The following is a 22,299-nucleotide window of genomic DNA, read 5'->3' on the forward strand; positions in this document are numbered from 1 at the left end:
CAACCCCACGCAAACGGATTACGTCATGAACCATCGTCGTCACTTCCTCAAGCAGGCTGGCCTGCTCTCGCTCGGCAGCGTGCTGCCCTTCGAATCGGTATTCGCTGCGAACCCACTGACCGTCGGTGTGATTTATGTCGGCGCGCGTGGCGACTACGGCTACAACCAGGCACAGGCGACCGCTGCCGCCGTGATCAAGACGCTGCCGAACGTCAAGGTGGTCGAAGAAGAAAACGTTCCCGAAACCGTCGCAGTGCAGAAGTCCATGGAGGCGATGATCGAGCAGGACGGGGCAACGCTGATCTTCGCGACGTCGTTCGGTTACTTCGACCCGCATGTGCTGAAAATGGCGGCGAAATATCCGCGCGTTCACTTTGCGCATTGCGGCGGACTGTGGAAGCCGGGAAATCCGTCGAACATCACGAGCTACTTCGGCTATATCGACGAGTGCGAGTACCTGGACGGCGTCGTGGCGGGGCATATGAGCAAGAGCAAGAAGCTCGGCTTCGTCGCGGCCAAACCTATTCCGCAGGTGCTGCGCAATATCAATGCATTCACGCTTGGCGCGCAATCGGTCGACCCGTCGATCACGACGCACGTGATTTTTACCGGCGACTGGTCCATGCCGGTCAAGGAAGCGGAGGCGGCCAACAGTCTGGTCGATCAGGGGTGCGACGTCCTGACCTGCCATGTCGATGGTCCGAAGGTGGTGATCGAGACGGCGGAGAAGCGCGGCGCAATGAGCTGCGGTTATCACGCAAGCCAGGCGGCGCTGGCGCCAAAGGGCTATCTGAGCGGCGCGGAATGGGCCTGGGCGACGCCATACAAGGCCCTGGTCGCCGGTGCACAAAGCGGCAAACCGCAACCGAACGTGTTGCGCGGTGGCCTCAAGGAAGGCTTCGTCAAGACCTCGCCGTATGGTCCGAAGGTCAGCGCCGATGCGAAGCGGAACGCGGACTCGGTGAAAGCGAAAATGATGGCCGGCGGATTCGTGATCTTCAGAGGGCCGATCAAGGACAACAAAGGTAGCGTGGTGGTCGCAAACGGCACGCAACATCCGCAGACCGATTACACGCTCGAGAGTATGAACTACCTGGTCGCGGGTGTGGTGGGGCAGATCTGATGCACGCGGGGTTCGACCATTTATCGAGGTGTGGTCATGCGTCCTAATGCGAGTTCTGCCCGGCTGATGCTAGGGGTGCTCCCGGTCTTGCCCACGCTATTCGCGCTGGCGAGCACGCTGTCGCTGTTCTGGCTGTTCCTGCTGGTGCAGGGCGCACCGGCGCTCGACGCGATCGGGCTGATTTTTCAAGGCGCGTTCGGTTCGTCGTTTGCATGGCAAAGCACGTTGCTGCGCGCATCGCCGCTGATGTTGACGGCGCTGTGCGTTGCGCTGCCGGCGCAGGTCGGGCTGATCGTGATCGGCGGCGAGGGCGCGCTCGCGCTCGGTGGGTTGGCCGCCGCCGTGGTGCCGCAATGCCTGCCTGCGGGGACGCCGTGGCTCGTCGCCGCGCCGTTGATGGCGCTTGCAGGCATGCTCGCGGGGGGCGTTTGGATCGGTGCGGTCGGCGCGCTGCAGCAATGGCGAGGCGTCAACGAGACCATCGGCAGCCTGCTGATGTCGTACATCGCGATCGCACTCTTCAAGTTTCTCGTCGAAGGGCCGTTGCGTGATCCGGCAAGTCTGAACAAGCCGTCGACGCTGCCGGTGCCCGACGCGCTGATGATCGGCTCACTGCCGGGCCTGGAAGTGCATTGGGGCCTGTTGTGGGGCGTGCTGGCATGTGTCGTGGCGTGGGTGTTCGTCAGGCACAGCACGAAGGGTTTTGCGATGCGTGTGGTTGGCGGCAACCTCCGGGCGGCGCGTCTGGTCGGGCTACCCGTCGGCATGCTTGCGCTTGGTGCCTGTGTCCTTGGCGGCGCTGGCGCCGGTTTGGCGGGGATGTTCGAAGTGGCCGCGGTGCAAGGCAGCGCGAACGCCTCGTTGCTGGCGGGCTATGGTTATAGCGGCATTCTCGTCGCTTTTGCCGCCCGCCAGAATCCCCTGGCGATCATTGCGTGCGCGGTGGTCATCGGTGGTATCGAGGCGAGTGGCAGCCTCTTGCAGCGGCGGCTCGGTTTGCCCGATGCGACGACACTGGTATTGCAAGGTTTGCTGTTCGCGAATCTGCTCGCGTGGGAGGCGATCGGCGGGCGCATGGCGGCATGGCGCGTGACGTTGCAATCGCTCGCCGTGTCCGACGCGTCGGCACAACTGGAGAAGACCCATGCCTGACATGCATTCCCCCGTCGTGGTGTTGTTGCTGTCGCTGTTTGCGGGGGCGATTCGTGTGAGTACACCGTATCTTTTCGTGAGCCTCGGCGAGTGTTTGACCGAGAAGGGCGGACGCGTGAACCTCGGCCTGGAGGGCATTCTCGTGTGCGGCGCGATGAGCGGCTATGCGGCGTCCTGGTGGGCCGGGTCGGCGTGGATCGGTGTGCTCGCCGCCGGTCTCGTGGGCCTGCTCCTCGGTTGCTTGCACGGACTGATTTGCTCGTTGCCACGTGTGTCCGATATCGCATTCGGGATCGCCTTGATGTTGCTCGGCACAGGCGTTGCCTTCTTTCTTGGCAAGCCGTTTATCGAGCCGCAGGCGCCGATGCTCGCGTCGATCGATCTGGGCAAGTGGGCTGTCTCGCCGCAACTCCACAACGCGCTGCACATCAATCCGTTGTTCGTGATTGGTCTGGCGCTCGCGTGCGTCCTGCAATGGGGCTTGCGCAGCACGCGCTGGGGCATGGCGCTGCGTCTCGTCGGCGATCACGCCGAGAGCGCGCGTGCGATGGGCTATCCGCTGACACGCATTCGTGTCGCCGCGACAGCGGCGGGCGGCTTTTTGGCCGGTGTCGGCGGCGCGTATTTGTCACTCGTCTATCCGGGTAGTTGGAACGAAGGACTCTCGAGCGGGCAGGGCCTCATGGCGGTCGCGCTCGTGATCTTCGCGCGCTGGCAGCCGTTGCGCTGTCTTTACGCAGCGCTTCTGTTCGGGGCCGCCGGTGCGCTGGGTCCCGCGCTGCAGGCGATCGGCGTGACGAGCGGCTATTACCTATACAACGCCGCGCCTTACGCGCTGACGCTACTGATCATGATTGTCAACTGCCGTCCAGACCGCACGCTTGCCGGGGCGCCGGGCGAACTCAGCCTGACGCGCTGATACCGAATAAAGGAGTGTGAACCATGAACCGATTCATCGACGCGAGGCCCTATCCGTGGCCGTACAACGGCGATCTGCGACCGGAAAATACGGCGCTGGTCATCATCGACATGCAGACGGATTTTTGCGGCTACGGCGGCTATGTCGACAAGATGGGCTACGACCTGTCGCTCACTCGTGCGCCGATCGAGCCGATCAAGGCCGTACTCGCGCGGATGCGCGAGCAGGGCTTCACGATCATTCACACCCGCGAGGGCCATCGCCCAGACCTGTCGGACCTGCCTGCCAACAAGCGCTGGCGCAGCCGCCGTGTGGGAATGAACGGCGTGGGCATCGGTGACGTCGGCCCGTGCGGAAAAATTCTGGTGCGCGGCGAGCTGGGCTGGCAGATCATCGAAGAACTCGCACCCTTGCCGGGTGAGATCGTCATCGATAAGCCGGGCAAAGGCTCATTTTGCGCAACCGATCTCGAGCTGATCCTTCGGACACGGGGCATCGAGAATCTCGTGCTGACGGGCATCACGACCGACGTCTGCGTCCATACGACGATGCGTGAAGCGAACGACCGCGGCTTCGAATGTACGGTGCTCGCCGATTGCTGCGGTGCCACGGATGCGCGCAATCACGATGCCGCGCTGCACATGATCACGATGCAAGGCGGCGTGTTCGGTGCGGTATCGGATTCGCGCGCGCTGCTCGCCGCGCTCGGGCGCTGATCATGGCTGAGGTCGCTCAATCGAAGTCCCGATCGCATGCGCTTGGCATCGAAGTCGTGGGGGCATCCAAGTCGTTCGGCGCGTTCCGGGCGCTCGACCGGGTGTCGATCAAGGTCGCGCCGGGCACGATTCACGCGCTGCTGGGCGAGAACGGGGCGGGCAAGAGTACCTTGGTGAAGGGCCTTGTCGGATACGGCTTGCTCGACGAAGGACAGATCGTGGCGAACGGCCGTGAAGTGCGCATCGCGTCGCCGCGAGATGCGCAGACGCTCGGCATCGGCATGGTTTATCAGCATTTCACGCTCGCGTCGGGCCTGTCGGTCGAAGAGAACCTGCTGCTGGCGCGCGGCGGGCTGCCGTGGAAGATCGACTGGCGCGCTGAGCGCGCGGCGCTTACGGCCTTCATGGCGCAAATGCCCTTCCGCCTGCCGCTCGATGCGCCGGTGGCGGGACTCGCTGCGGGCGAGAAGCAGAAGCTCGAGATTCTCAAGCAGCTCTATCTGCGCCAGCGCTTCCTGATTCTCGACGAACCGACTTCGGTGCTAACGCCGCAGGAAGCGGATGAGGTTCTTGGCCTGATGCGCGACCTCGCGGCGCATGGGGAGCTTACCGTGCTGATGATCACGCACAAGTTCCGCGAGGTGATGGCGTATGCCGACGACGTGACGGTCTTGCGCAAGGGGCGCCAGGTCGGCACGGCGGCGGTGCGCGATACCGACCGCGATCAGCTTGCGCGTTGGATGATGGGAACTGCGTCCGCGGTCAAGACCGATCTATCGGCCGACGCGGCGCCGGCGCGGGCGGAGGTTGTGGTGCAGCGCGCGGCACGCCGGCCGCTTGACGCGCAGGCAGCCGTGCGGCTCGAACTGCGCGGCGTCTCGATCGAAGACGATCGCGGCCACATGGCGGTGCGCCACGCCACGCTCGCCGTGCGCGCGGGTGAAATTCTCGGCCTCGCCGGGGTATCGGGCAACGGCCAGAAGGAACTGGTGGAGGCACTGGTTGGGCAGCGGCGTCTAGCGGCGGGGCAGATGTGGATTGCTGGCGTGCCGTATCGGGCGACGCGCGGCGAGATGAGTGCACGCCGGGTGTTCGCGATTCCTGAGGAGCCATTGAAGAACGCGTGCGTGGCGGGCATGAGCATCGCCGAGAATCTGGCCTTTCGCGACTTCGATCGCGCGCCGCTTTGCCATGGAGGCTGGCGGCTCGACCGTCGTGCAATGCACGCTCGCGCGGCGCGTTTGATACGTGAATTCAACGTGCGACCGCCGATGCCGGAGCGTGCGATTGGCACGCTCTCCGGTGGCAACGTGCAGCGTGCAGTGCTTGCGCGCGAATTGGGCCAGACAGTGGACGTGCTGATCGTTGCGAACCCCGTGTTCGGTCTCGACTTCGCGTCGGTTGCCGATATCCATGCGCGGCTGATCGCGGCGCGCGATGCGGGCGCGGCGGTGCTACTCGTCAGCGAGGATCTCGATGAACTCCTCGAGCTGGCCGACCGGATTGCCGTGATGGCGGAGGGCCGGCCGGTGTTCGAAACGCCAGCGGAGGGTGCAGAGCGCGCTGTGCTTGGTCGTCACATGGCGGGCCATGCCGACGACGCGGCATCCGGTGCGCATCGACGCGACGCCGGGCGCGTGCCTGTTTGAACGACAACCGTGTTGGCGCAGCGGTCATGCGTGCCGACCCATTGAAGGATTGAAGCATGGCAATCGAAGTGAACGCGTTACCGGGGCCGTTCGTGTTCGAGCCGTCGCGCACGGCACTGGTCATCATCGACATGCAGCGCGACTTCATCGAGCCTGGCGGCTTTGGGGATTCGCTGGGCAATGACGTGTCGCTGCTGGCGGAAATCGTGCCGGTCGTCGCCGAACTGCTGGCGCTCGCTCGGGCATCGGGCTGGTGCGTGGTGCATACGCGCGAGTCGCATGCGCCGGATCTCTCCGATTGCCCGCCTGCGAAGCGGATGCGGGGCGTGCCGCGGATGCGCATCGGCGATCCGGGGCCGATGGGCCGCATTCTGATTCGCGGCGAGCCGGGCAATGCAATTGTGGACGCGCTTGCGCCGGTCGATGGCGAACTGTTGATCGACAAGCCGGGTAAAGGCGCGTTTCATGCCACGACACTCGCTGACGAATTGCAGCGACGCGGCATCACGCATCTGGTGTTCGCTGGCGTGACGACGGAAGTTTGCGTGCAGACCACCATGCGCGAAGCCAATGACCGGGGCTACGAATGCCTGTTGATCGAAGACGCAACGGCGAGTTACTTTCCTGCCTTCAAGCAGGTGAGTCTCGAGATGATTCGTTCGCAGGGCGGCATTGTCGGGTGGACCGCGCCACTTGCAGCGTTGAAAATGGGCCTATGAGCATGGACGTCAACCAACCGAACATCGTCGCGGAAGTCGCCGCGGCCTTTGCCGATTATGAAAGGGCGCTGGTCGAAAATGACGTTGAGGCTATGAATGGGCTGTTCTGGCATGCACCGCAAACGGTGCGTTACGGGATCGCGGAAGTGCAGCACGGTGGCGACGCGATCCGCGTGTGGCGCACTGTCTGTGAACCGGTGCCGGTGTCGCGGCGCCTGCATCGCACGATCGTGACGACCTTCGGGACCGACTACGCCACGGTCGGTACCGAGTTCACAAGCGACGCTACGCCGCTGCTAGGTCGACAGATGCAAACGTGGGTGCGGCTGGGTTCGTCGACCGATGCAGGCTGCGGCTGGAAGATCGTTGCCGCGCATGTGAGTCTTATCCCGACCCCGTGAAAGCCTGATAATGGATGGAACAACTCAGCTAGGAGATGCGGCGAGATGCCTGAATTAGAGACAAGCGACAAGAAGCCGGAAGGCGCCATGCCGGCGGCGAACTCACCCAATGCGCTTGCCGAACAGGTGTACCAGCAACTGAAGGACGATATCTTCAGCTTCCGGCTCTTTCCTGGCGATCGGTTCTCCGAGAGCGACATCGCGCAGCATTATGGGGTGTCTCGCACGCCAATGCGGGACGGGCTGTTCCGACTCCAGCGCGAGGGGTATCTCGAAGTGGGTTTCCGGCGCGGCTGGAAGGTCTCGCAGATCAACTTCGAACAACTGGATCAAATCTACGATCTGCGCATTGTGCTGGAATTGGCGTCGATCGAGCGGTTGGGCGCGGGCAATGTGTCACATGCGGCGATCGATGCGCTCAAGGCAGTATGGTGCATCGCGCCCGAGCAGCAGGAGAGCGACCCCGTCACGATGTTCACGATGGACGAGGATTTTCATCGACAACTGGTGGCCTCGACGGGCAATGGCGAGATGGTTCGCGTGCACAACGAGGTGACGGAGCGCATTCGCATCGTGCGCCGGCTGGATTTTCTGAAATCGCATCGCACCAGCGCAACCTACAACGAGCACGGCAAGATACTGCAACTCGTTGAACGTAACAGGCTGTCCGAGGCGGCCATTCTTCTGCGCGCGCACATTACGCAAAGCAAGCTCGAAGTCCGCAAGATCACCTTGTCGATGCTCGCCGCCGCTCGGGATCAGAGACTGCCGTTCGTTTCGTAGCGATTCGCGGGAGAGAGTGCCGTGGAGACACCCAGTTGGCGACCGGCTCAGGGGCGCGCGCGCCCCGTGAGCATACGGATCAATCAGAACGTCGTGCGAATGCCGGCGCCATAGGTTTCGCCGGTCGACTCGCCGCTGATGTGATCGTTCATGAAGGCCGCATAGATGTCGGTGTGCTTGGAGAGGGGATAGTCGTAGCCGAACGACCAGGTCTGACGTGTCTGGTCCAGGCCGCCGCCGTCGCGAGAGTAAGCGTACGATGCCAGGATCGAGCCCGGACCGGCAGGGACGCTGATGCCGCCTTGCACGGTGTTGACGTGCCAACTGGCTTCCTGCCGGTCGTTGTACGTGTACATGTACTGACCGAAGACCTTGACGTATTTCAGATTGTAGGACAGGCCAAGCTGGCCGACGCTCTGACTTGTGAATGGGACCGGGTTGAATGGGTTCGAGCTGCCGAGATCGCCGGGGGCGCTGTTGAAATTCACGTACTGGTAGACGCCGGTTGCGGCAAACGGGCCGTGGAAATACAGAAACTGTGCGCTCCATTTCTTGGCGCCGTTTTGGCTGGCTGAGTTACCCAGCGCATACATCACGTTGCCGCTCATACCGTTGAAGTCCGGTGTCGAATACTGGACCGCGTTGTTCCAGCCCGAGTCGCCGGTGACGCCCTGATCGGTCAGGTAGCTTGGCCCAGTACCGAGACCGAGGTATACGTGGGCAATCATCGGCGAGAACACATACGAGCCGACGAACGGATTGAACAGGATCGTGGAGATGAAGAGCGGGGGCGTCAGACGGCCGGCCGTCACAGTACCGTAAGGAGATTCGACCCCGACATAGGCGTTGCGCGCAAAGAAGGTGTCGCCCTGAAAGCGGCCGTACTGACCGCTCTCGGCACGCAAGAAGCTCTCCAGCTTGAAGACAGCCTTGTAACCGCCGCCCATGTCTTCCGTACCCTTCATGCCCCAGTACGAGGTATCCATTCCGCCGCCGGACACCTGCCAGGAACGCTGGCTGCTCGGGAATTGCTGCGCACCGAGCCATTCGTCGACTTCACCATACAGTTGCACATTCGACTGTGCGAATGCCGACGACGCTGCGGCCAGCAGACCTGCGGCGATGCTCGCCTTGAGGACGATTTTCGGCGCTGGGCCAATCGCTGCTTGTTTCAGTTTCTCTCTCTTCTGCATCTGTGTTCCTGTCTCTACCAAAGGGCATAGGATGGGTTGGCGCCACGCAAGTGGCCTCATCAGGACCGGTGAGAATCCCAGGAGGTTTGCGCTGGGAAATTCATGCGTCCAATCTTGAATACAAGATCGATTTGGTAGAAGCACAGTTCGTGCCACCGTTGAGGCCGCCGTTCGGCGGGCGCTTGTAACGGCTCATGCAAAGCGGGTGGTGCGTGTTCGAAGGGAGCTTGGCGGTGGCGCAACGACGACGCACAGGCGTGTTGGGGGCACCATTAGTGGGGCAAATTTCCCCGCAGCGGGGCAATGATGAGCGGTTATGGACGCGATCTGCGTCGGATGGGGCATCGTCTTATACACAAGTCTGTCCTCCGCAACCGTAGGCCGGAACAAACGGTCGTCGAGCAATGAGATGGCCCGGGGGCTTGTAAACTTTCGGCGCGTCGCGTTTACTCTCGCTTGTTGCGTGAACGCCTTGGCCCTGGAAGCACCGTGCTGGACGGAAACCGAATTTGCTGACCTCGACCTTGGCGACGCGCGCCTGAACAAGCGAGCGAGGACATTGATGGAGCGATTGGCAGCCAAGCCGACGGCTGGCGTGGCACAGGCGTGTCTGGGCTGGGGCGAGACGATGGCGGCGTACCGCTTCTTCGACAACGGCGAGGTCGAGTGGAGTGCGATTCTGGAGCCGCACTGGCGGCAGACCGAACAACGAATGGCCGCTCGGTCGGTCGTGTTGTGCCTGCAAGACACCACGGAAGTGGATTTCAACGGCCGGCAGGCCGGGTGCCTTGGCCACTGTCTTACGAGATGCAGCGCGGGATGTATTTGCATCCGACCAATGCGGTGACGCCTGAGCGGGTGCCGCTGGGTGTACTCGACGCGTGGATGTGGGCGCGTGAGCCCAAGGACGCGCAGGGCAAGCGCGGCGGCCTCAAGGAAAGCCTGCGCTGGATCGAGGGTTACGAGCGGGTGGCGGAAACGGCATCGAGCCTGCCGCACACGCGACTTGTGTACGTCGCTGATTCGCTCGGCGCACGACCGCGCGCTGCCCGAGGGAGCGAGGCTGTGGGCGGCGGCGACAGAAGGTGCACCGCTCGGCGAGATTGCCTTCACGATGGGCTCGCGTCACGGCTTGAAGGCGCGCCAAGTGCGCCAGCACATATGGTTGCGGCGCATCGAACTGCCAGCAGGCGTTGGCCAAAGCGTAGCGGCCACGTGCCTGGTGGCGCGTGAGTTTGATGCACCAGGCGGCGTCAAGCCGATCGAATGGCGCTTGCTGACCAACCGCGAAGCCACGACGCGGCAGGAAGCGATTGAACTGATCGACTGGCATCGGGCGCGCTGGGAAATCGAGATCTTGTTCAACGTGCTGAAGAACGGTTGCCGTGTCGAGGCGCTGCAGTTGGGTGCAATCGAACGGCAAGAACGCGCGCTGGCGCTGTTTCTGGTCGTGGCTTGGCGAATCGTCCATCTGATGCCTATGGGCCGCAGTTGCCCCGATCTGGATGCCGAACTGTTCTTCGATGTCGATGAAATTTGCGGCGCCTATTTGCTGACCGACGTCAAGCAGCCGGCCAAGCCCAAACTCAATGAGGTGTTGGGCTTGATCGCGCGCTTGGGCGGATTTTTCGGCCGCAAGGGTGATGGCGAACCCGGCGCGAAAGCTATTTGGCTTGGACTCAAAGAGGTTCATGTCGCTGCCAAGACATTGCAGAAGTTACGTGCCGGCGGTCACGCTGGAAATTGTGTATAAGCCGATGGACCAAACCATGACAGCGTCGATGCAACGTGGATGGAACCAGGCGCCGGCTAACGGGCGGCTTTCGTCCGCCTGATTTTCGGTTCGGTGCTCGGCTTTGCCCGACTTTCCCGGGGCGCGCCGCGAGATCCATGGGATTCCTCTTCGCCGGACCCTGCGAGGGGGGGGAGGCATTGCGCGGTTTCACGAAACAGTGACCGAAGCCACGTGATAGCCGGATCGCGCTCTTGGAACTTGTGCCATTGAAGGTTTTCGGTGAAGGCTGGAATGCCGACCGGGCATTCCAGCACGCGAAGCGGGAAACGTTGTGCCATTTGATGCGCCAGTCGGGAGGGGAGCGTGGCGATCCGAGACGTTCCCACGAGCAATGCCGGGACGAGTGTGAAGGTTGGCGCGATCACCGTCTGGCGCCGTGTCCGCTTGCTCGTGGAGAGTAAGCGGGCGTCAAAGGTAATGCGACGACCGCCCCCCCATTCCACACCAACATGAGCGGCGTCGAAGTACTCGTCTTCCGTCAGCCGGTCACCCGCCATTCGGTACTCGGCGCACACGAGACACGAAAACGTGTCGTCGAACAGAGGCTCCGCCGGATGGCCGGCAACCTTGGCGAACTCTGGTGCGATCAGCAGTTCTGCCTCGCCGTTCTCCAGATGCTCGGGCGTCTGCGGACTGATCGCGCGCAAATCGAACTGCATCAGGGGCGCCAGCGTTGTCGCCCGCTTGACCACTTCCGACAGGAACACACTGATCACGTAGTCGGACGCCTCTATCGTGAAGCGACGTGTCGATGTCGCAGGATCGAACGTGGGACGTGCGCGCGTGATCGTCTGGATTTGGAGCAGGACGTCCCTCACGGGTTTTGCCAACTCCTCGGCTAGCGGTGTGAGTACCTGCGTTTTTCCCACCGGCACGAGCAACTCGTCCTCGAAATACTCGCGCAGGCGGGACAGCGAACAACTGGTCGCGGGCTGGCTCAAGAACAAACGCTCGGCGGCTTTGCCGACGCTGCGAGTGGATAGAAGGGCATCGAGTACCACGAGTTGGTTGAGATCGAGCTTATTGAATCGCATGACCTTTTTGATATTTACGGTGTGGATGCACCGTATTTAAACAATAAATTATATAAATGTCATGCGATACCTATAATCGGCTCAACAGGCAGCCATAGCCTGGAAACCAACAAGCATCACGGAGACATGAACCTATGCAGGCGTATCGTAAGGCGGGCTCGCGGCTTGCCCAGTGGGGGCTGGTCGGCACCTTGACACTGATGACCATGCTGGCCCAGATCGACAAGAACATCCTGGTACTCATGGTCGCGCCGATCCAGCGTGATTTCGGTGTGAGCGACGTGCAAATCAGCTTTTTGATTGGGGCGGCATTTGCTGTGGCCAATATCGTGGTGGGATTGCCGGCGGGCTGGCTGGCCGATCGATTCGACCGTCGTCTGATCATTGCCGCCGGGGTGTTGGTGTGGTCACTGGCAGTCGCGGCCAACGCTGCAGCGACCACCTTTGCCGTCCTGGTGGCCGCGCGCGTCATTGTGGGTGGGGCCGAGGCGTTGATTCCCCCGTCCTCGTATTCACTGATTCGCGACGGTGTGGACGAAAGTCGCCGCGCCCGGGCGCTCTCCGTCTATACGATGGCATTGATGCTTGGCACCGGATTGTCGCTGGTCCTTGGCGGTCCGTTGATGAGCGCCATCCACTCGTCCGGTATGAACACCATCCCGTTCCTTGGGAACGTGACGGCCTGGCAGATGACGCTGTTCCTGATTGGGTTGGTCGGCGTGCCGATGAGCGTGATGATTTTCCTGAGCAAGGATCCGGGGCGTCAACGCGACGGCGCGACGAACCTGCCGCGGCGCACGCACCACCTCGCCACGTATCTCTGGGCGAATCGTGCCATCTTCGGACCGCTGTTCCTCTTTGTCGTGGCGAACGCCATCATCACGTTCGGCCTTGCGGCGTGGCTGCCAACCGTGATCGTTCGACGCTTTCATCTCGGCATGAGGGAGATTGGGCTGATTCAGGGGGCCGTGCTGCTGACCATGGGGCCGCTCGGGCTCTGGTTGGCAGGAATGGCGATGGAGCGCGGAGCGGCGGCGCTGACCAGCGTCGCCCGGGTGGGCATGGTGACGAGTATTGCCGTTGCGGTACTCACGGTGGCGCTGGTGCTGACGGGAACGCTGCAGACGTTCTGGATCGTCGATGCGCTGGTTGTTCTTTTCTCCTGGACCTTCATGTCCGTCACCTCGACGATCGTGGCGCGCGTCGTGCCCACGCAGTCGATCGGCATCGTCATGGCGATCGTGCTCGTGTTGAATGGGTTGCTGGGTCAGGGCTTTTCGCCCACGCTCATCGCCCTCGTCGGGCGACTCCTGTTCGCCGGTAGTGCCGATGCCTTGCCCAATGCAATGGCAGTTGTATTCGCCGTGGCAGGAGGGATCGCACTGGTGGCGTCTGCAGCGCTGTATCGGAGTGTGTCGCGTACCGAAAGCGTCATGTCGGACGTTGCGCCGCAAGTGGGTGCGCCTTGATTCGGTCTTGATCTTGCTTAACAACGCACCCGCGTGCGACTGCGCATTGCGACATGCGTGAGGTGGGAAACACAAAACAATAGCCAGGAGACGCTTCAATGAAGCTCGTAAAAATAAAATTTATTAGTACTGCGATATTATTATCGGCAAGCGCATCCATTCATGCTCAATCGAGCGTGACGCTCTCTGGGCTGCTTGGTATGGGTGTTTCGTACACCAGTAACGCCAGCCGAATCGGTGGCGGAGCACTGTGGCAAGCCACCAATACCCACGCCGTGCCGTTCTTTGCGATCTCGGGTAAGGAAGTGATCGACAGCGACACCTCCGCGGTATTCCGCCTGAGCCGCTACGCTTTTCTCAATAACGGAACCGACGCGCCATTCGAGAGCTTCGTCGGGTTGAGTTCCGCGAGCAAAGGTACGTTGACCATGGGTTCGATGTACGACTTGCTGGCCGACCTGGTGCCCTTCACCTCCGAGCGGTTTACGTCACTTCTCGCGACGCATCCGGGAAACCTTGACAGAACGGTCGGCAACGCCCTGAACAACTCGTTCAAATACAAGTCACCCCTCTATGGCGGATTTCAGTTCGGTCTGATGTACGGGATTGGGCAGGCGGGCTCGACCACCAACACGGGCCGCGTCGTCGGTGCCGAAGTGGCTTACACGGCGGGGCCGTGGCAATCCGTTGCCGTTTGGGAGTCCGTCAATGGCGTTCCGTATGCGCCGGGGCTCAAATTGGGTGTGTCGCACCTGTACGGTCTGGATTTCACGAAGACGCCTGCGGTATCGGTATTCCAGAACCAGAACACCAGCACGGTGGGCGTCGCGTACGTGAACGACGGCTGGCGCGTGATGGGTAACTACAGCTACACGCGACTATCGGCTGCTGGCGCATCGGCCACGGCGCAATCGATTGATGTAGGCGCCTACAAATACGTGACGCCGCAGACGCGAATTGGCGGTGGCTACTCGTACACAAAACTCGAGTCTTACAAGTGGAATCAGTTTCACGGGCATATCGACTATGCCCTTTCGAAACGCACCAGTCTTTATCTTCTCGGCGTGTTTCAGTTCGCAGGGTCAGGCCAGTTTGCTGTGCTTCGAAATCAACCGCCGGCGTCGGCATCGCACCAGGCGGTACTTGAGGCCGGTGTCACACACTTCTTTTAACCGGCAACGTGAACTTGTCGGCCGGTTCAGTCTCGGGTTCTGATGGAGAAAATGCAATGCAGTGGGATGTGATTGTTGTCGGCGGTGGCCCGTCGGGTTTGACGATGGCTGCCGAGTTGGCTGGCGCCGGCGTAAAGACGCTTGTCATTGAGCGACGCACCGAAGGTGTGCAGTCGCGCGCAGGCACGATTTTGCCGCGGGTTCTGGAGCTGTTCGATACCCGAGGCATCGCTGATCGACTGATCCGAAAGACGAGTGAAATTGCGGACTATCCGTATCGACCATCGCACATTTGGGCGGGATTCCATCCGATCGAATGGAAGTACCTCGAGACGCGTTTCGGCTTCACGCTGGGTTTGCCGCAGAACAAGACCGAGGAAGTCCTGTGGGAGTGGGCCGCTGAATCGGGAGCGGTGATCCGGCGAGGCGAGGAAGTCCGTGACGTGCGCGAGTTGCATGACGGCGTGGAGCTTGCGCTATCCGATTCCACCGGAAATCTCTCGACGCTGCGCGCCCAGTACGTTGTCGGCGCGGATGGCGGGCGTAGCGTCGTGCGTTCCAAGCTGGGTCTTCCGTTCGACGGGCATTCGGGGACGTTTCGCGGCATTGTTGTCGACGCTGAGCTTGAGGCGCCGTGGCCGGGGGGACGTATCAATGTGGACAACGAGATGGGGTGGGTGCGCGGCTACGTATTTGGCGAAGGCATTACGCGATTCAATATCGTGCATCGTGATCGCCGGCACGCACCGAAGGACGAGCCGGTAACGCTCGATGAGGTGTTGCAGTGCATTCGTGACGTGCATGGCACCGATTACGGCATCAAGGGGTACCGCTGGGCTTCGCGTTTCGATGACCAGATGCGCGCGGTGCCAACCCTTCGGCAGGGGCGTGTGTTTCTGGTAGGGGAATCCGCCCGTATTCACTATCCGGCCAGTGGCGTAGGCATGAACTTCTGCTTGCAGGACGCGTTCAACCTTGGCTGGAAGCTGGCCAACGTCATCAACGGCGTGGCGGACGCCAAGACGCTCGACACCTACGATGCGGAACGCCTTCCGGTCATGCGCCGGCTGCTCGAGAGCGTAAAGGCGCAGTGCGCGTTGCAATTCAACTTCGGCCCCGAGGCCGTCGCGCTCAAGCGGCGGATGCAGGAGCACCTGATTCCGCTGCCGGAGGTGCAACGCAAATTGGTGCTCGAACTCAATGGTCTGGAGATGGCCTATCCGTGCGATCCAGGCAGCCATCCGTTGACCGGGCAGCGTTGCCCAGATATCGATCTGGTCTTGCTTGACGGCCGATCGGTGGCGATCACGCAGGCGTTGCGCGAGCGGAAATTCTTGCTGATCGATCTGGACGGCTTTGCACGTCAGTTCGAATCGATCGACGTTACCGGTCGGCCGGTGAGTGTGCTCAGGGCTCGTGTCGCACGCATTCCTGCGGCGCTCGAAGGCGTCAAGGGATTGCTGGTGCGTCCCGATGGCTATGTCGCGTGGGCAAGCGAGACGTTGGCTCGCGAAGAAGACGTCGACGTGCAACTTGGCAAATGGCTGAAGCGGTGACCCCATGAGCGAACATCGACGATTACTGACGGGCGGCTGGGTGCTGAGCATGGACCCGGCGATCGGCGATCTGCGCGTGGGTGACGTGCTGATCGAGGGGGAGCGCATTCTGGCGGTGGCGCCACGCATTGACGCATCGGATGCCGAACGCGTCGACGCAAGCGGCATGATCGTCCTGCCGGGGTTTGTCGATACCCATCGCCATACCTGGCAGAGCTGCGTGCGGCATCGCTACGCGGATATCGATCCGCAAATCTACTTCGCCGAAATGCTGGGCGCGAAGGGGGCCGCGTTTCGCCCCGAAGACGTTCATGTTGCCACGATGCTTGGTGCAGTGTCCGCGCTTGACGGTGGCATCACCACGATGCTCGATTGGTCTCATGTCCAGAACAGCCCCGATCACGCGGATGCCGCGATCCTTGGGCTGCGCGAGGCCAACATTCGGGGCGTGTTTGCACATGGCTGGCCGCTAGTGGACGGTGCATCGTGGATGTTCGACAGTCAGCGGAGGCATCCGGAAGATATTCGCCGGTTGCGAACGCGGTATTTTTCGTCGGACGATCAACTGCTCACGCTTGCCATGGCGGCACGGGGCCCAGAGATGACGCGGCGCGATGTCTGGCTGGAAGATCTGCGCCTTGCGCGCGACCTAGGAATTCGATCGAGCATTCACATGGGGGCGTATGCGCGAAACGCCTCGGTACGTGCGATCGCGCAGATGCATGACGCCGGCGTGTTGGGCGACGATTTGACGTTCGTGCACTGCTGCTTTTCCGGCGCCGACGAGATCGCGATGATGGCGGATGCCGGCGTAAGCGCTTCGCTCGGCGTGCACTGCGAGTTGAACGCACAAGGCATTGGCGATATCCCGTTTGATCGCTTGCTTGCGGTGGGCATCCGGCCTAGCTTGAGCGGCGATACCGAGACCAAATGCTCGGGCGATATGTTCACGCAGATGCGTCATGCCTTCGCGTACTACCGTTCGTGGATGGGCGGGCAACACTCGCGGGTTCAGAACGCGCCCGCAACGCTCTCGATGCGCGAGGTGCTGGAGTTTGCCACGGTGGCGGGGGCGCGCGCCAACGGGCTGGATCACAAAGTCGGCTCGCTGACGCCTGGCAAACAGGCCGACATCATCATGATTCGTGGAGAGGACCTCAACCTCACCCCGGTGTCGGACGCCGTGGGCGCTGTCGTGCTTGCCGCGCATCCGGGCAATGTGGACTCGGTATTCGTCGCCGGGCGCGCAGTGAAGCGACAGGGCCGAATGATCGGTGTCGACCTGAACGTTCTGCGACAGCGTGCTGTTGCGTCCCAGCAATACATTCTTGAATTGAAATGAGTGACGCTAAATTGCCTCAGCCGTTGGACCGCGAGCTGGCGGATCTCGTGTCGGCGATGCGCGCCGCGCAAACGCTCCCGCCATTTTCCGGAACGCCGCAGCAAGCCCGTGAACGTATGCGCCGCGGCATTATGGCAGCGCGTGAACGAAATCCATTGCCGAAGGTCGGCGCGATGGAAGATACGATCGCCGAGTCTGCGGGGGCGCATGTCCCAGTACGCGTCTACCGTCCCTTGGATACGAGCGCGGTGATGCCTACGGTGGTGTTTTTTCATGGCGGCGGATTTGTTCTCGGCAGTGTTGAGCTGATGGATGACATCGCGCGCAAGCTCTGCCGCGACATGCGGGCGGTGGTGGTGTCGGTTGACTATCGACTGGCCCCGGAGCACCCGTTTCCCGCCGCACATCACGACGCGTTGACCGCGACACGCTGGGCGATCCGACATGTCGCGGTACTTGGCGGGGATCCCTCGCGGGTCGTGCTGGCGGGTGAGAGTGCCGGCGCCAATCTGGCAACGTCGGCGGCACTGACGTTGCGCGATTGCGGCGTCGGTATCTCCGCGCAACTGCTCGTTGTGCCCGGCGTCGACATGGCTCGCGACGTCGCGCGCATTGAGGCAAAGGGCATCGACTTCCCGATGCTTTCGCCATCCGACCTGCGAGACATCTCGCGGCTTTATATGGGCTCGGCGTTGGCGCGTGCGCGGGAGTTCCCCCCGTCGCCACTGCGCGCTGCCGATCTGCGCGGCATGCCTGCCGCGTTGATCGCGATCGCTGGCCATGACCCGCTACGCGACGAAGGTATTGCCTACGCGCGGCGTCTTGAGGCGGCTGGTGTGCCGGTGCAACTCCTATGCTTCGAAGACATGTTTCATCCGTTCTTCGGCTTCTTCGAAGCCTCACGTTCGGCGCGTCGCGCCAACGACACCATCTGCCGCGCTTTTTCAGCGTGGCTCGAACAACATGCGCGGCCCCGCGATCTGTGAGCGGGCGCGCCAACCCTAAAGTCTCTGGAGAACACCCATGCGTTATGTATCGTTCGTAAAAAATGGAAAGGCGACGCTGGGCGTTCGCGATGGCGACGCCATTCGCGTGCTCGGCGAGGACACCCTGGAATCGTTGTTGGCGAGCGGGGTCGATCTCGTCGCTCATGGCCGCGCGCACGCCGGGCAGGAAAAGGTGAGCGCCGAAGGTCTCGTGTACCTGCCGCCGCTTGCCCGTCCCCCCAAGCTCATCTGTGTCGGTCTCAACTACGCTGACCACACGGAGGAAAGCCCGTACGAGCAACCGGATTACCCGACGATTTTTTTTCGCGTTGCAACCAGCCTGGTGGCGCATGAGCAACCGTTGGTGCGCCCGGCAGTATCCGATAGCCTGGGCCTCGACTTCGAGGGCGAAATCGCGGCCGTGCTGGGCAAGGGCGGTCGCCACATCCGCAAGGAGGATGCGCTCGATTGCGTTGCGGGCTACGCGCTCTTCAACGACGGGTCGGTCCGGGAGTACCAGTTCAAGTCGCCGCAATGGACGGTCGGGAAGAATTTCGACGGCACAGGCGCATTCGGTCCCGACCTCGTGACGGCCGACGAGTTGCCACCCGGCGCCAAGGGGCTGCTGCTGGAGACACGTTTGAATGGTGAGGTCGTGCAGTCCGCCAGTACCGACGACATGATCTTCGACGTCGCTCAACTGATCAGCATCGTCAGCCAGGCCATTACGCTCGAACCGGGCGACGTGATCGTGACCGGTACGCCTTCAGGTATCGGCTGGGCACGCACACCGAAACTTCTGATGAAGCATGGCGACCTTTGTGAGGTCAGCGTGGAGGGCATCGGCGTGCTGCGCAATCCTGTCGTTGACGAGGCCATCCGCTAAGGTGTTTCATGAACGATCGACCAACGAGTTGTCGCCGATGATTTCCGAGGAGCGAGTCATGACCGAATTCTCATCGACGCATCCGCGGGCAGCGGTGCATTCCATCGACCATTTCGCGCTGAATGTCCCGTCCGTCGACGAAGCCCATCGCTTCTTCGAGGCTTTCGGCCTGACGGTCAACCGCGCCGGACTGCAGGGCGACGAACTCGAGATCAGGGCGACTGACGGCCATCGTTGGGGACGCGTGCTCGCGGGGGAGCGAAAGGAGATGGCGTACCTTAGCTTCAATTGCTACGAGGACGATCTCGCGGACCTACGTGCCCAGACGGTCGCGGCGGGCGCGAGCGTTGTCGCTTCGATGGCTGGAGGGGGCGGTGCCGGTTTTGAGTTCCGAGATCCCGACGGTAATCTGATTCAAGTGCGGGTGGGGCCGAAGACCAGCCCGAATAGCAAGACGGCGAGTCAGGCTGTCGTTGTCCCGGCGGACGCCCGCGGCGCTTGTACTCGGGCGGAGGTGGTGCGGGTGAAGCCGCGACGGCTATCGCATGTGTTGCTTTTTTCGCCAGATGTCCTGCGAGCGGTCTCGTTCTACGAACGCGCGCTGGGTCTTCGTTTGTCAGATAAATCGCTGGATCTGATCGCGTTCACGCACGCGCCGCATGGCTGCGACCATCATTTGGTGGCGTTTGCCAAAAGTCGCTCGCGTGGCTGGCATCATTCGTCGTGGGATGTCGAAGGCGTTGATCTTGTTGGGGAGGGGGCCGCTCAGATGCTGGCCGCCGGCTACGCGAAGGGGTGGGGGACAGGGCGGCATGTGTTGGGGTCGAATTACTTTCATTATGTTGAGGATCCATGGGGATCCTTTTGCGAGTACTCGGCCGACATTGATTTTGTTTCGGCGGGACGAGATTGGCCCGCCGGGGATTTCGCGCCGGAGGATTCGTTGTACCTATGGGGGCCGAACGTCCCGGAGAATTTTATTTGCAACACCGAGGCCCAGGATTGAAGAGACCCATGCCGCCGCAGCCTTGGCGCAGCACATGCCGGCCCTGATGTCGAGATCCATTGAACGTTGAACCGGACGTGTCCTGAAATCAGTGGGTTCCGCCTGAGCCTGTCTGCCAATATTGAACTCAAAATTCTCCCAGGTTTGAACTATCCGATATTCGAATCTCGTCGCGTTGAACTTTCGAAACCCTATCCTTGCCCCTTCATCGGTTCAGCGCTTCCCGCAGCCTCCGGATCATTCGGTTGCCACCCCCCACCGAGTGCCTTGAATGCCGCGACCGCTGCGCGCGCCGATTCCGTTTGCGCCTGCACCCGGGTATCCGAGGCGCGCAAGAGGTTGTCGTCTGCCTGCAGCACTTCGACCAGGCTGACGACACCCTTTTGATATGCAGCGAATGAGGCTGCTCGCGCGCGTCCGAGCGCGCTCACACCCTGCGCGAGAATGGCAGCCTGCGCTTCGCGCTTGACGAGCGCCGAGAAAGAATTCTCAACGTCCTCCGTTGCGTGCAATACGGTAAGCCGGTACGCGGCAAGCATTTCGGCTTCCTGTCCTTTCGCCGCATTGATCTGCGCGTTGATTCGGCCAAAATCGAATAGACGCCAGCGCAGCCCCAGCACACCGGCCGCTTGACTGGCGCCGCTACTGAACAGGTTGCCGCTAGCCACTGAGGTGGCGCTCCCAATCAGTCCGCTGAGCGACACCTTGGGGTAATACTCTGCGATGGCCATGCCGATACGCGCGTTCGATGCAGCCAGGCGACGTTCTGCCACGATCAGGTCGGGCCGACGCCTGAGCAACTCGCCAGGCGATCCCGTGCCAGTGATTCGAGGGGCGACCGGGATATCGCCGCCCTCGAGCAGTACCGCCCGGTGCGTGCCGGGCTGTGAACCCAACATGACGTCCAGCGCGTTCATCGCTGCATCGAGCGCTGCCTCAAGGACCGGAATGGATGCCTGAACCTGAGCCAGCGCGCCTTCAGCCTGACTCACCTGGAGGTCGGCCGCCAACCCTTTTCCATAGAGGAGGTTAATGGTCGAGAGCAGATCCTGCTGCGTCTGCAACTGCTTGCGGGCCACCGCTAAACGAGCCTGCAATCCACGAATGGTGATGTAGATGTCCGCAGTCTGTGCTGCCACTGCCAGACGCGTCGCTACCTCGCCGGCCTCTGAAGCCTGATAGTCGGCAAGCGCCGCTTCCCGACCGCGACGCAGGCCACCGAAAACATCCAGCTCCCAGCTCGCGCTGAAATTGGCCTCGTAGTCGTTGCCATAGCGGTCGAAGCCGGGCGTCGAATTCAGGACGCGTCCCAGGGGGGTCTCGACCGACTGGTAGGCCCGCGCGCTCTGGCCGCTAACATTGCCGGACGGCAGCAGCGCGGCGTCCGCCGCGCCGAGTCCTGAGCGGGCCTGCGAGACGCGCGCGGCGGCCTGCGCGAGGTCCAGATTCTGTTCCAGCGCGAGCGTGACGAATCGTGTCAGTTGCGGATCACCAAAACCTGTCCACCACGCTTCAAGGTTGGCACCGGCCGCCGCGTGCCGCTGATCCACCGCGGCTTGACCCTGGAACTGCGCTGGCATGGCGACATTGGGTCGGACATAATCCGGACCGACAGCGCAGCCTGTCGAGAGGCTGGCGACGATGACCGCAGCAAGGAGGTGTTTAGGTAGCATGAGAAGCTTCGCGAGGTTTTATTTGTGACTATAATACCAAATAGTCACTGGTTGTCCATTCCTGTATGCTATCCGCATGAAAAACACCATGACTCCCTCCGTCCCCGCTCGCGGCCCAGCCGATCACGAGGTGCGCGACCAGATCGTTGCCGCCGCCACTGAGCACTTCAGCCGGTACGGCTACGAGAAAACGACGGTCTCCGATCTTGCGAAGGCGATCGGGTTTTCGAAGGCTTATATCTACAAGTTCTTCGAATCCAAGCAAGCCATTGGCGAGATGATCTGCGCCAACTGTCTGCAAGAAATCGAACGCGAGGTTCGGACAGCGGTCGCAGAGGCGGAGCTGCCGCCGGAGAAGCTGCGACGGGTGTTCAAGGTCTTTACCGAAGCCAGCCTCAAGCTGTTTTTCCGGGATCGCAAGCTTTACGACATCGCCGCATCGGCCGCCACGGAAAACTGGCAGGCCGTGCAAGCCTATGAAGCTCGTGTTCAAAAGCTACTTCGCGAAGTGCTGCAGGAAGGCCGGCAAAGCGGTGACTTCGAGCGCAAGACGCCGCTGGACGAAACCGTGATGGCGATCTATCTGGTGCTGCGCCCCTACCTCAACCCGCTGCTGCTTCAGTACAACCGCGATACCACCGATGTCGCGCCGGCCCAGTTGTCCAGCCTGGTACTTCGTAGCCTGTCGCCCTGATCGAGATCGCACCTGTGACTATTGACTATAT

At 61.9% G+C, this 22,299-nt stretch carries 19 protein-coding genes and 1 pseudogene; 17 read left to right on the plus strand and 3 right to left on the minus strand.

The features are described from left to right. Positions 1–25: 25 nt before the first annotated feature. Genes PanNE5_RS13250 through PanNE5_RS13285 form a run of 8 tightly spaced genes read left to right on the plus strand, consistent with a single transcriptional unit; the run spans position 26 to position 7,462 of the window. On the plus strand, positions 26–1,123 hold the full coding sequence (locus tag PanNE5_RS13250; RefSeq protein ID WP_261938116.1) for a BMP family ABC transporter substrate-binding protein: 1,098 nt from the start codon (positions 26–28) through the stop codon (positions 1,121–1,123). A 36-nt stretch (positions 1,124–1,159) separates the two neighbouring features. After that, positions 1,160–2,275 carry an ABC transporter permease gene (locus PanNE5_RS13255; RefSeq protein WP_261938117.1) on the plus strand — a complete coding sequence of 372 codons (1,116 nt, stop codon included), beginning with the start codon at positions 1,160–1,162 and terminating at the stop codon, positions 2,273–2,275. Beyond that, positions 2,268–3,194, plus strand: a complete 927-nt coding sequence (locus PanNE5_RS13260) for an ABC transporter permease (RefSeq protein ID WP_261938118.1) — start codon at positions 2,268–2,270, stop codon at positions 3,192–3,194. The genes PanNE5_RS13255 and PanNE5_RS13260 overlap by 8 nt, the downstream gene beginning before the upstream one ends. A gap of 23 nt (positions 3,195–3,217) precedes the next feature. Further along, positions 3,218–3,910, plus strand: a complete 693-nt coding sequence (locus PanNE5_RS13265; RefSeq protein WP_261938119.1) for a cysteine hydrolase family protein — start codon at positions 3,218–3,220, stop codon at positions 3,908–3,910. A gap of 2 nt (positions 3,911–3,912) precedes the next feature. After that, on the plus strand, positions 3,913–5,559 hold the full coding sequence (locus PanNE5_RS13270; RefSeq protein WP_261938120.1) for an ABC transporter ATP-binding protein: 1,647 nt from the start codon (positions 3,913–3,915) through the stop codon (positions 5,557–5,559). A gap of 56 nt (positions 5,560–5,615) precedes the next feature. Continuing rightward, on the plus strand, positions 5,616–6,278 hold the full coding sequence (locus PanNE5_RS13275; protein ID WP_261938121.1) for a cysteine hydrolase family protein: 663 nt from the start codon (positions 5,616–5,618) through the stop codon (positions 6,276–6,278). A gap of 2 nt (positions 6,279–6,280) precedes the next feature. Beyond that, a complete protein-coding gene (hpxZ, locus tag PanNE5_RS13280; protein ID WP_261939845.1) occupies positions 6,281–6,679 on the plus strand; it encodes an oxalurate catabolism protein HpxZ in 399 nt (132 codons plus the stop codon). Positions 6,680–6,724: 45 nt separating this feature from the next. Beyond that, complete coding sequence (locus PanNE5_RS13285; RefSeq protein ID WP_410007529.1) at positions 6,725–7,462, plus strand: GntR family transcriptional regulator; 738 nt, start codon at positions 6,725–6,727, stop codon at positions 7,460–7,462. Positions 7,463–7,545: 83 nt separating this feature from the next. Here PanNE5_RS13285 and PanNE5_RS13290 read toward each other — a convergent pair whose 3' ends face one another. After that, positions 7,546–8,655 (minus strand): porin, encoded by a 1,110-nt coding sequence (locus PanNE5_RS13290; RefSeq protein ID WP_261938122.1) that lies wholly within the window; start codon positions 8,653–8,655, stop codon positions 7,546–7,548. Between the two features lie 472 nt (positions 8,656–9,127). Here PanNE5_RS13290 and PanNE5_RS13295 point away from each other — a divergent pair. Continuing rightward, a pseudogene (locus PanNE5_RS13295) lies at positions 9,128–10,408 on the plus strand (IS4 family transposase). Between the two features lie 56 nt (positions 10,409–10,464). Here the strand turns inward: PanNE5_RS13295 and PanNE5_RS13300 are convergent. Beyond that, complete coding sequence (locus tag PanNE5_RS13300) at positions 10,465–11,484, minus strand: LysR family transcriptional regulator (protein ID WP_261938123.1); 1,020 nt, start codon at positions 11,482–11,484, stop codon at positions 10,465–10,467. 134 nt (positions 11,485–11,618) lie between these two features. On the opposite strand from PanNE5_RS13300, the gene PanNE5_RS13305 reads away from it, so the two are divergent. The 7 genes from PanNE5_RS13305 to PanNE5_RS13335 all read left to right on the plus strand — a co-directional run bounded on the left by PanNE5_RS13305 (position 11,619) and on the right by PanNE5_RS13335 (position 19,901). Further along, positions 11,619–12,953 (plus strand): MFS transporter, encoded by a 1,335-nt coding sequence (locus PanNE5_RS13305; RefSeq protein ID WP_261938124.1) that lies wholly within the window; start codon positions 11,619–11,621, stop codon positions 12,951–12,953. Between the two features lie 98 nt (positions 12,954–13,051). After that, positions 13,052–14,125 (plus strand): porin, encoded by a 1,074-nt coding sequence (locus tag PanNE5_RS13310; RefSeq protein ID WP_261938125.1) that lies wholly within the window; start codon positions 13,052–13,054, stop codon positions 14,123–14,125. 56 nt (positions 14,126–14,181) lie between these two features. Next, positions 14,182–15,681, plus strand: coding sequence for an FAD-dependent monooxygenase (locus PanNE5_RS13315; RefSeq protein ID WP_261938126.1), 1,500 nt, complete (start codon positions 14,182–14,184; stop codon positions 15,679–15,681). Positions 15,682–15,685: 4 nt separating this feature from the next. Beyond that, positions 15,686–17,023 (plus strand): amidohydrolase family protein, encoded by a 1,338-nt coding sequence (locus PanNE5_RS13320; RefSeq protein WP_261938127.1) that lies wholly within the window; start codon positions 15,686–15,688, stop codon positions 17,021–17,023. Then, on the plus strand, positions 17,020–18,009 hold the full coding sequence (locus PanNE5_RS13325; protein ID WP_261938128.1) for an alpha/beta hydrolase: 990 nt from the start codon (positions 17,020–17,022) through the stop codon (positions 18,007–18,009). The genes PanNE5_RS13320 and PanNE5_RS13325 overlap by 4 nt, the downstream gene beginning before the upstream one ends. Before the next feature lie 37 nt (positions 18,010–18,046). Further along, entirely contained in the window at positions 18,047–18,895 is an 849-nt protein-coding gene (locus PanNE5_RS13330) for a fumarylacetoacetate hydrolase family protein (RefSeq protein ID WP_261938129.1), read from the plus strand. Between the two features lie 58 nt (positions 18,896–18,953). Next, on the plus strand, positions 18,954–19,901 hold the full coding sequence (locus tag PanNE5_RS13335; protein WP_261938130.1) for a VOC family protein: 948 nt from the start codon (positions 18,954–18,956) through the stop codon (positions 19,899–19,901). Positions 19,902–20,092: 191 nt separating this feature from the next. Here the strand turns inward: PanNE5_RS13335 and PanNE5_RS13340 are convergent, their stop codons facing one another. Continuing rightward, complete coding sequence (locus PanNE5_RS13340) at positions 20,093–21,574, minus strand: efflux transporter outer membrane subunit (protein WP_261938131.1); 1,482 nt, start codon at positions 21,572–21,574, stop codon at positions 20,093–20,095. 76 nt (positions 21,575–21,650) lie between these two features. Between PanNE5_RS13340 and PanNE5_RS13345 the strand changes: the two genes are divergently transcribed. Further along, the gene (locus PanNE5_RS13345) at positions 21,651–22,268 is read left to right on the plus strand and encodes a TetR/AcrR family transcriptional regulator (RefSeq protein WP_261938132.1); all 618 of its coding nucleotides are present in this window, start codon (positions 21,651–21,653) and stop codon (positions 22,266–22,268) included. The last annotated feature ends 31 nt before the right edge of the window (positions 22,269–22,299 follow it).

The sequence above is a fragment of the Pandoraea sp. NE5 genome, from assembly GCF_024363545.1.
Lineage (GTDB): Bacteria > Pseudomonadota > Gammaproteobacteria > Burkholderiales > Burkholderiaceae > Pandoraea > Pandoraea cepalis.

Excerpts from the sequence above, each read along its gene's own strand:
- PanNE5_RS13250 (WP_261938116.1), top strand. The coding sequence starts at position 26 with ATGAACCATCGTCGTCACTTCCTCAAGCAGGCTGGCCTGCTCTCGCTC.
- PanNE5_RS13310 (WP_261938125.1), top strand. The coding sequence starts at position 13,052 with ATGAAGCTCGTAAAAATAAAATTTATTAGTACTGCGATATTATTATCG.
- PanNE5_RS13260 (WP_261938118.1), top strand. The coding sequence starts at position 2,268 with ATGCCTGACATGCATTCCCCCGTCGTGGTGTTGTTGCTGTCGCTGTTT.
- PanNE5_RS13265 (WP_261938119.1), top strand. The coding sequence starts at position 3,218 with ATGAACCGATTCATCGACGCGAGGCCCTATCCGTGGCCGTACAACGGC.
- hpxZ (WP_261939845.1), top strand. The coding sequence starts at position 6,281 with ATGGACGTCAACCAACCGAACATCGTCGCGGAAGTCGCCGCGGCCTTT.
- PanNE5_RS13315 (WP_261938126.1), top strand. The coding sequence starts at position 14,182 with ATGCAGTGGGATGTGATTGTTGTCGGCGGTGGCCCGTCGGGTTTGACG.
- PanNE5_RS13300 (WP_261938123.1), bottom strand. The coding sequence starts at position 11,484 with ATGCGATTCAATAAGCTCGATCTCAACCAACTCGTGGTACTCGATGCC.
- PanNE5_RS13340 (WP_261938131.1), bottom strand. The coding sequence starts at position 21,574 with ATGCTACCTAAACACCTCCTTGCTGCGGTCATCGTCGCCAGCCTCTCG.
- PanNE5_RS13335 (WP_261938130.1), top strand. The coding sequence starts at position 18,954 with ATGACCGAATTCTCATCGACGCATCCGCGGGCAGCGGTGCATTCCATC.
- PanNE5_RS13305 (WP_261938124.1), top strand. The coding sequence starts at position 11,619 with ATGCAGGCGTATCGTAAGGCGGGCTCGCGGCTTGCCCAGTGGGGGCTG.
- PanNE5_RS13320 (WP_261938127.1), top strand. The coding sequence starts at position 15,686 with ATGAGCGAACATCGACGATTACTGACGGGCGGCTGGGTGCTGAGCATG.
- PanNE5_RS13270 (WP_261938120.1), top strand. The coding sequence starts at position 3,913 with ATGGCTGAGGTCGCTCAATCGAAGTCCCGATCGCATGCGCTTGGCATC.
- PanNE5_RS13275 (WP_261938121.1), top strand. The coding sequence starts at position 5,616 with ATGGCAATCGAAGTGAACGCGTTACCGGGGCCGTTCGTGTTCGAGCCG.
- PanNE5_RS13290 (WP_261938122.1), bottom strand. The coding sequence starts at position 8,655 with ATGCAGAAGAGAGAGAAACTGAAACAAGCAGCGATTGGCCCAGCGCCG.
- PanNE5_RS13330 (WP_261938129.1), top strand. The coding sequence starts at position 18,047 with ATGCGTTATGTATCGTTCGTAAAAAATGGAAAGGCGACGCTGGGCGTT.
- PanNE5_RS13345 (WP_261938132.1), top strand. The coding sequence starts at position 21,651 with ATGAAAAACACCATGACTCCCTCCGTCCCCGCTCGCGGCCCAGCCGAT.
- PanNE5_RS13325 (WP_261938128.1), top strand. The coding sequence starts at position 17,020 with ATGAGTGACGCTAAATTGCCTCAGCCGTTGGACCGCGAGCTGGCGGAT.
- PanNE5_RS13255 (WP_261938117.1), top strand. The coding sequence starts at position 1,160 with ATGCGTCCTAATGCGAGTTCTGCCCGGCTGATGCTAGGGGTGCTCCCG.
- PanNE5_RS13285 (WP_410007529.1), top strand. The coding sequence starts at position 6,725 with ATGCCTGAATTAGAGACAAGCGACAAGAAGCCGGAAGGCGCCATGCCG.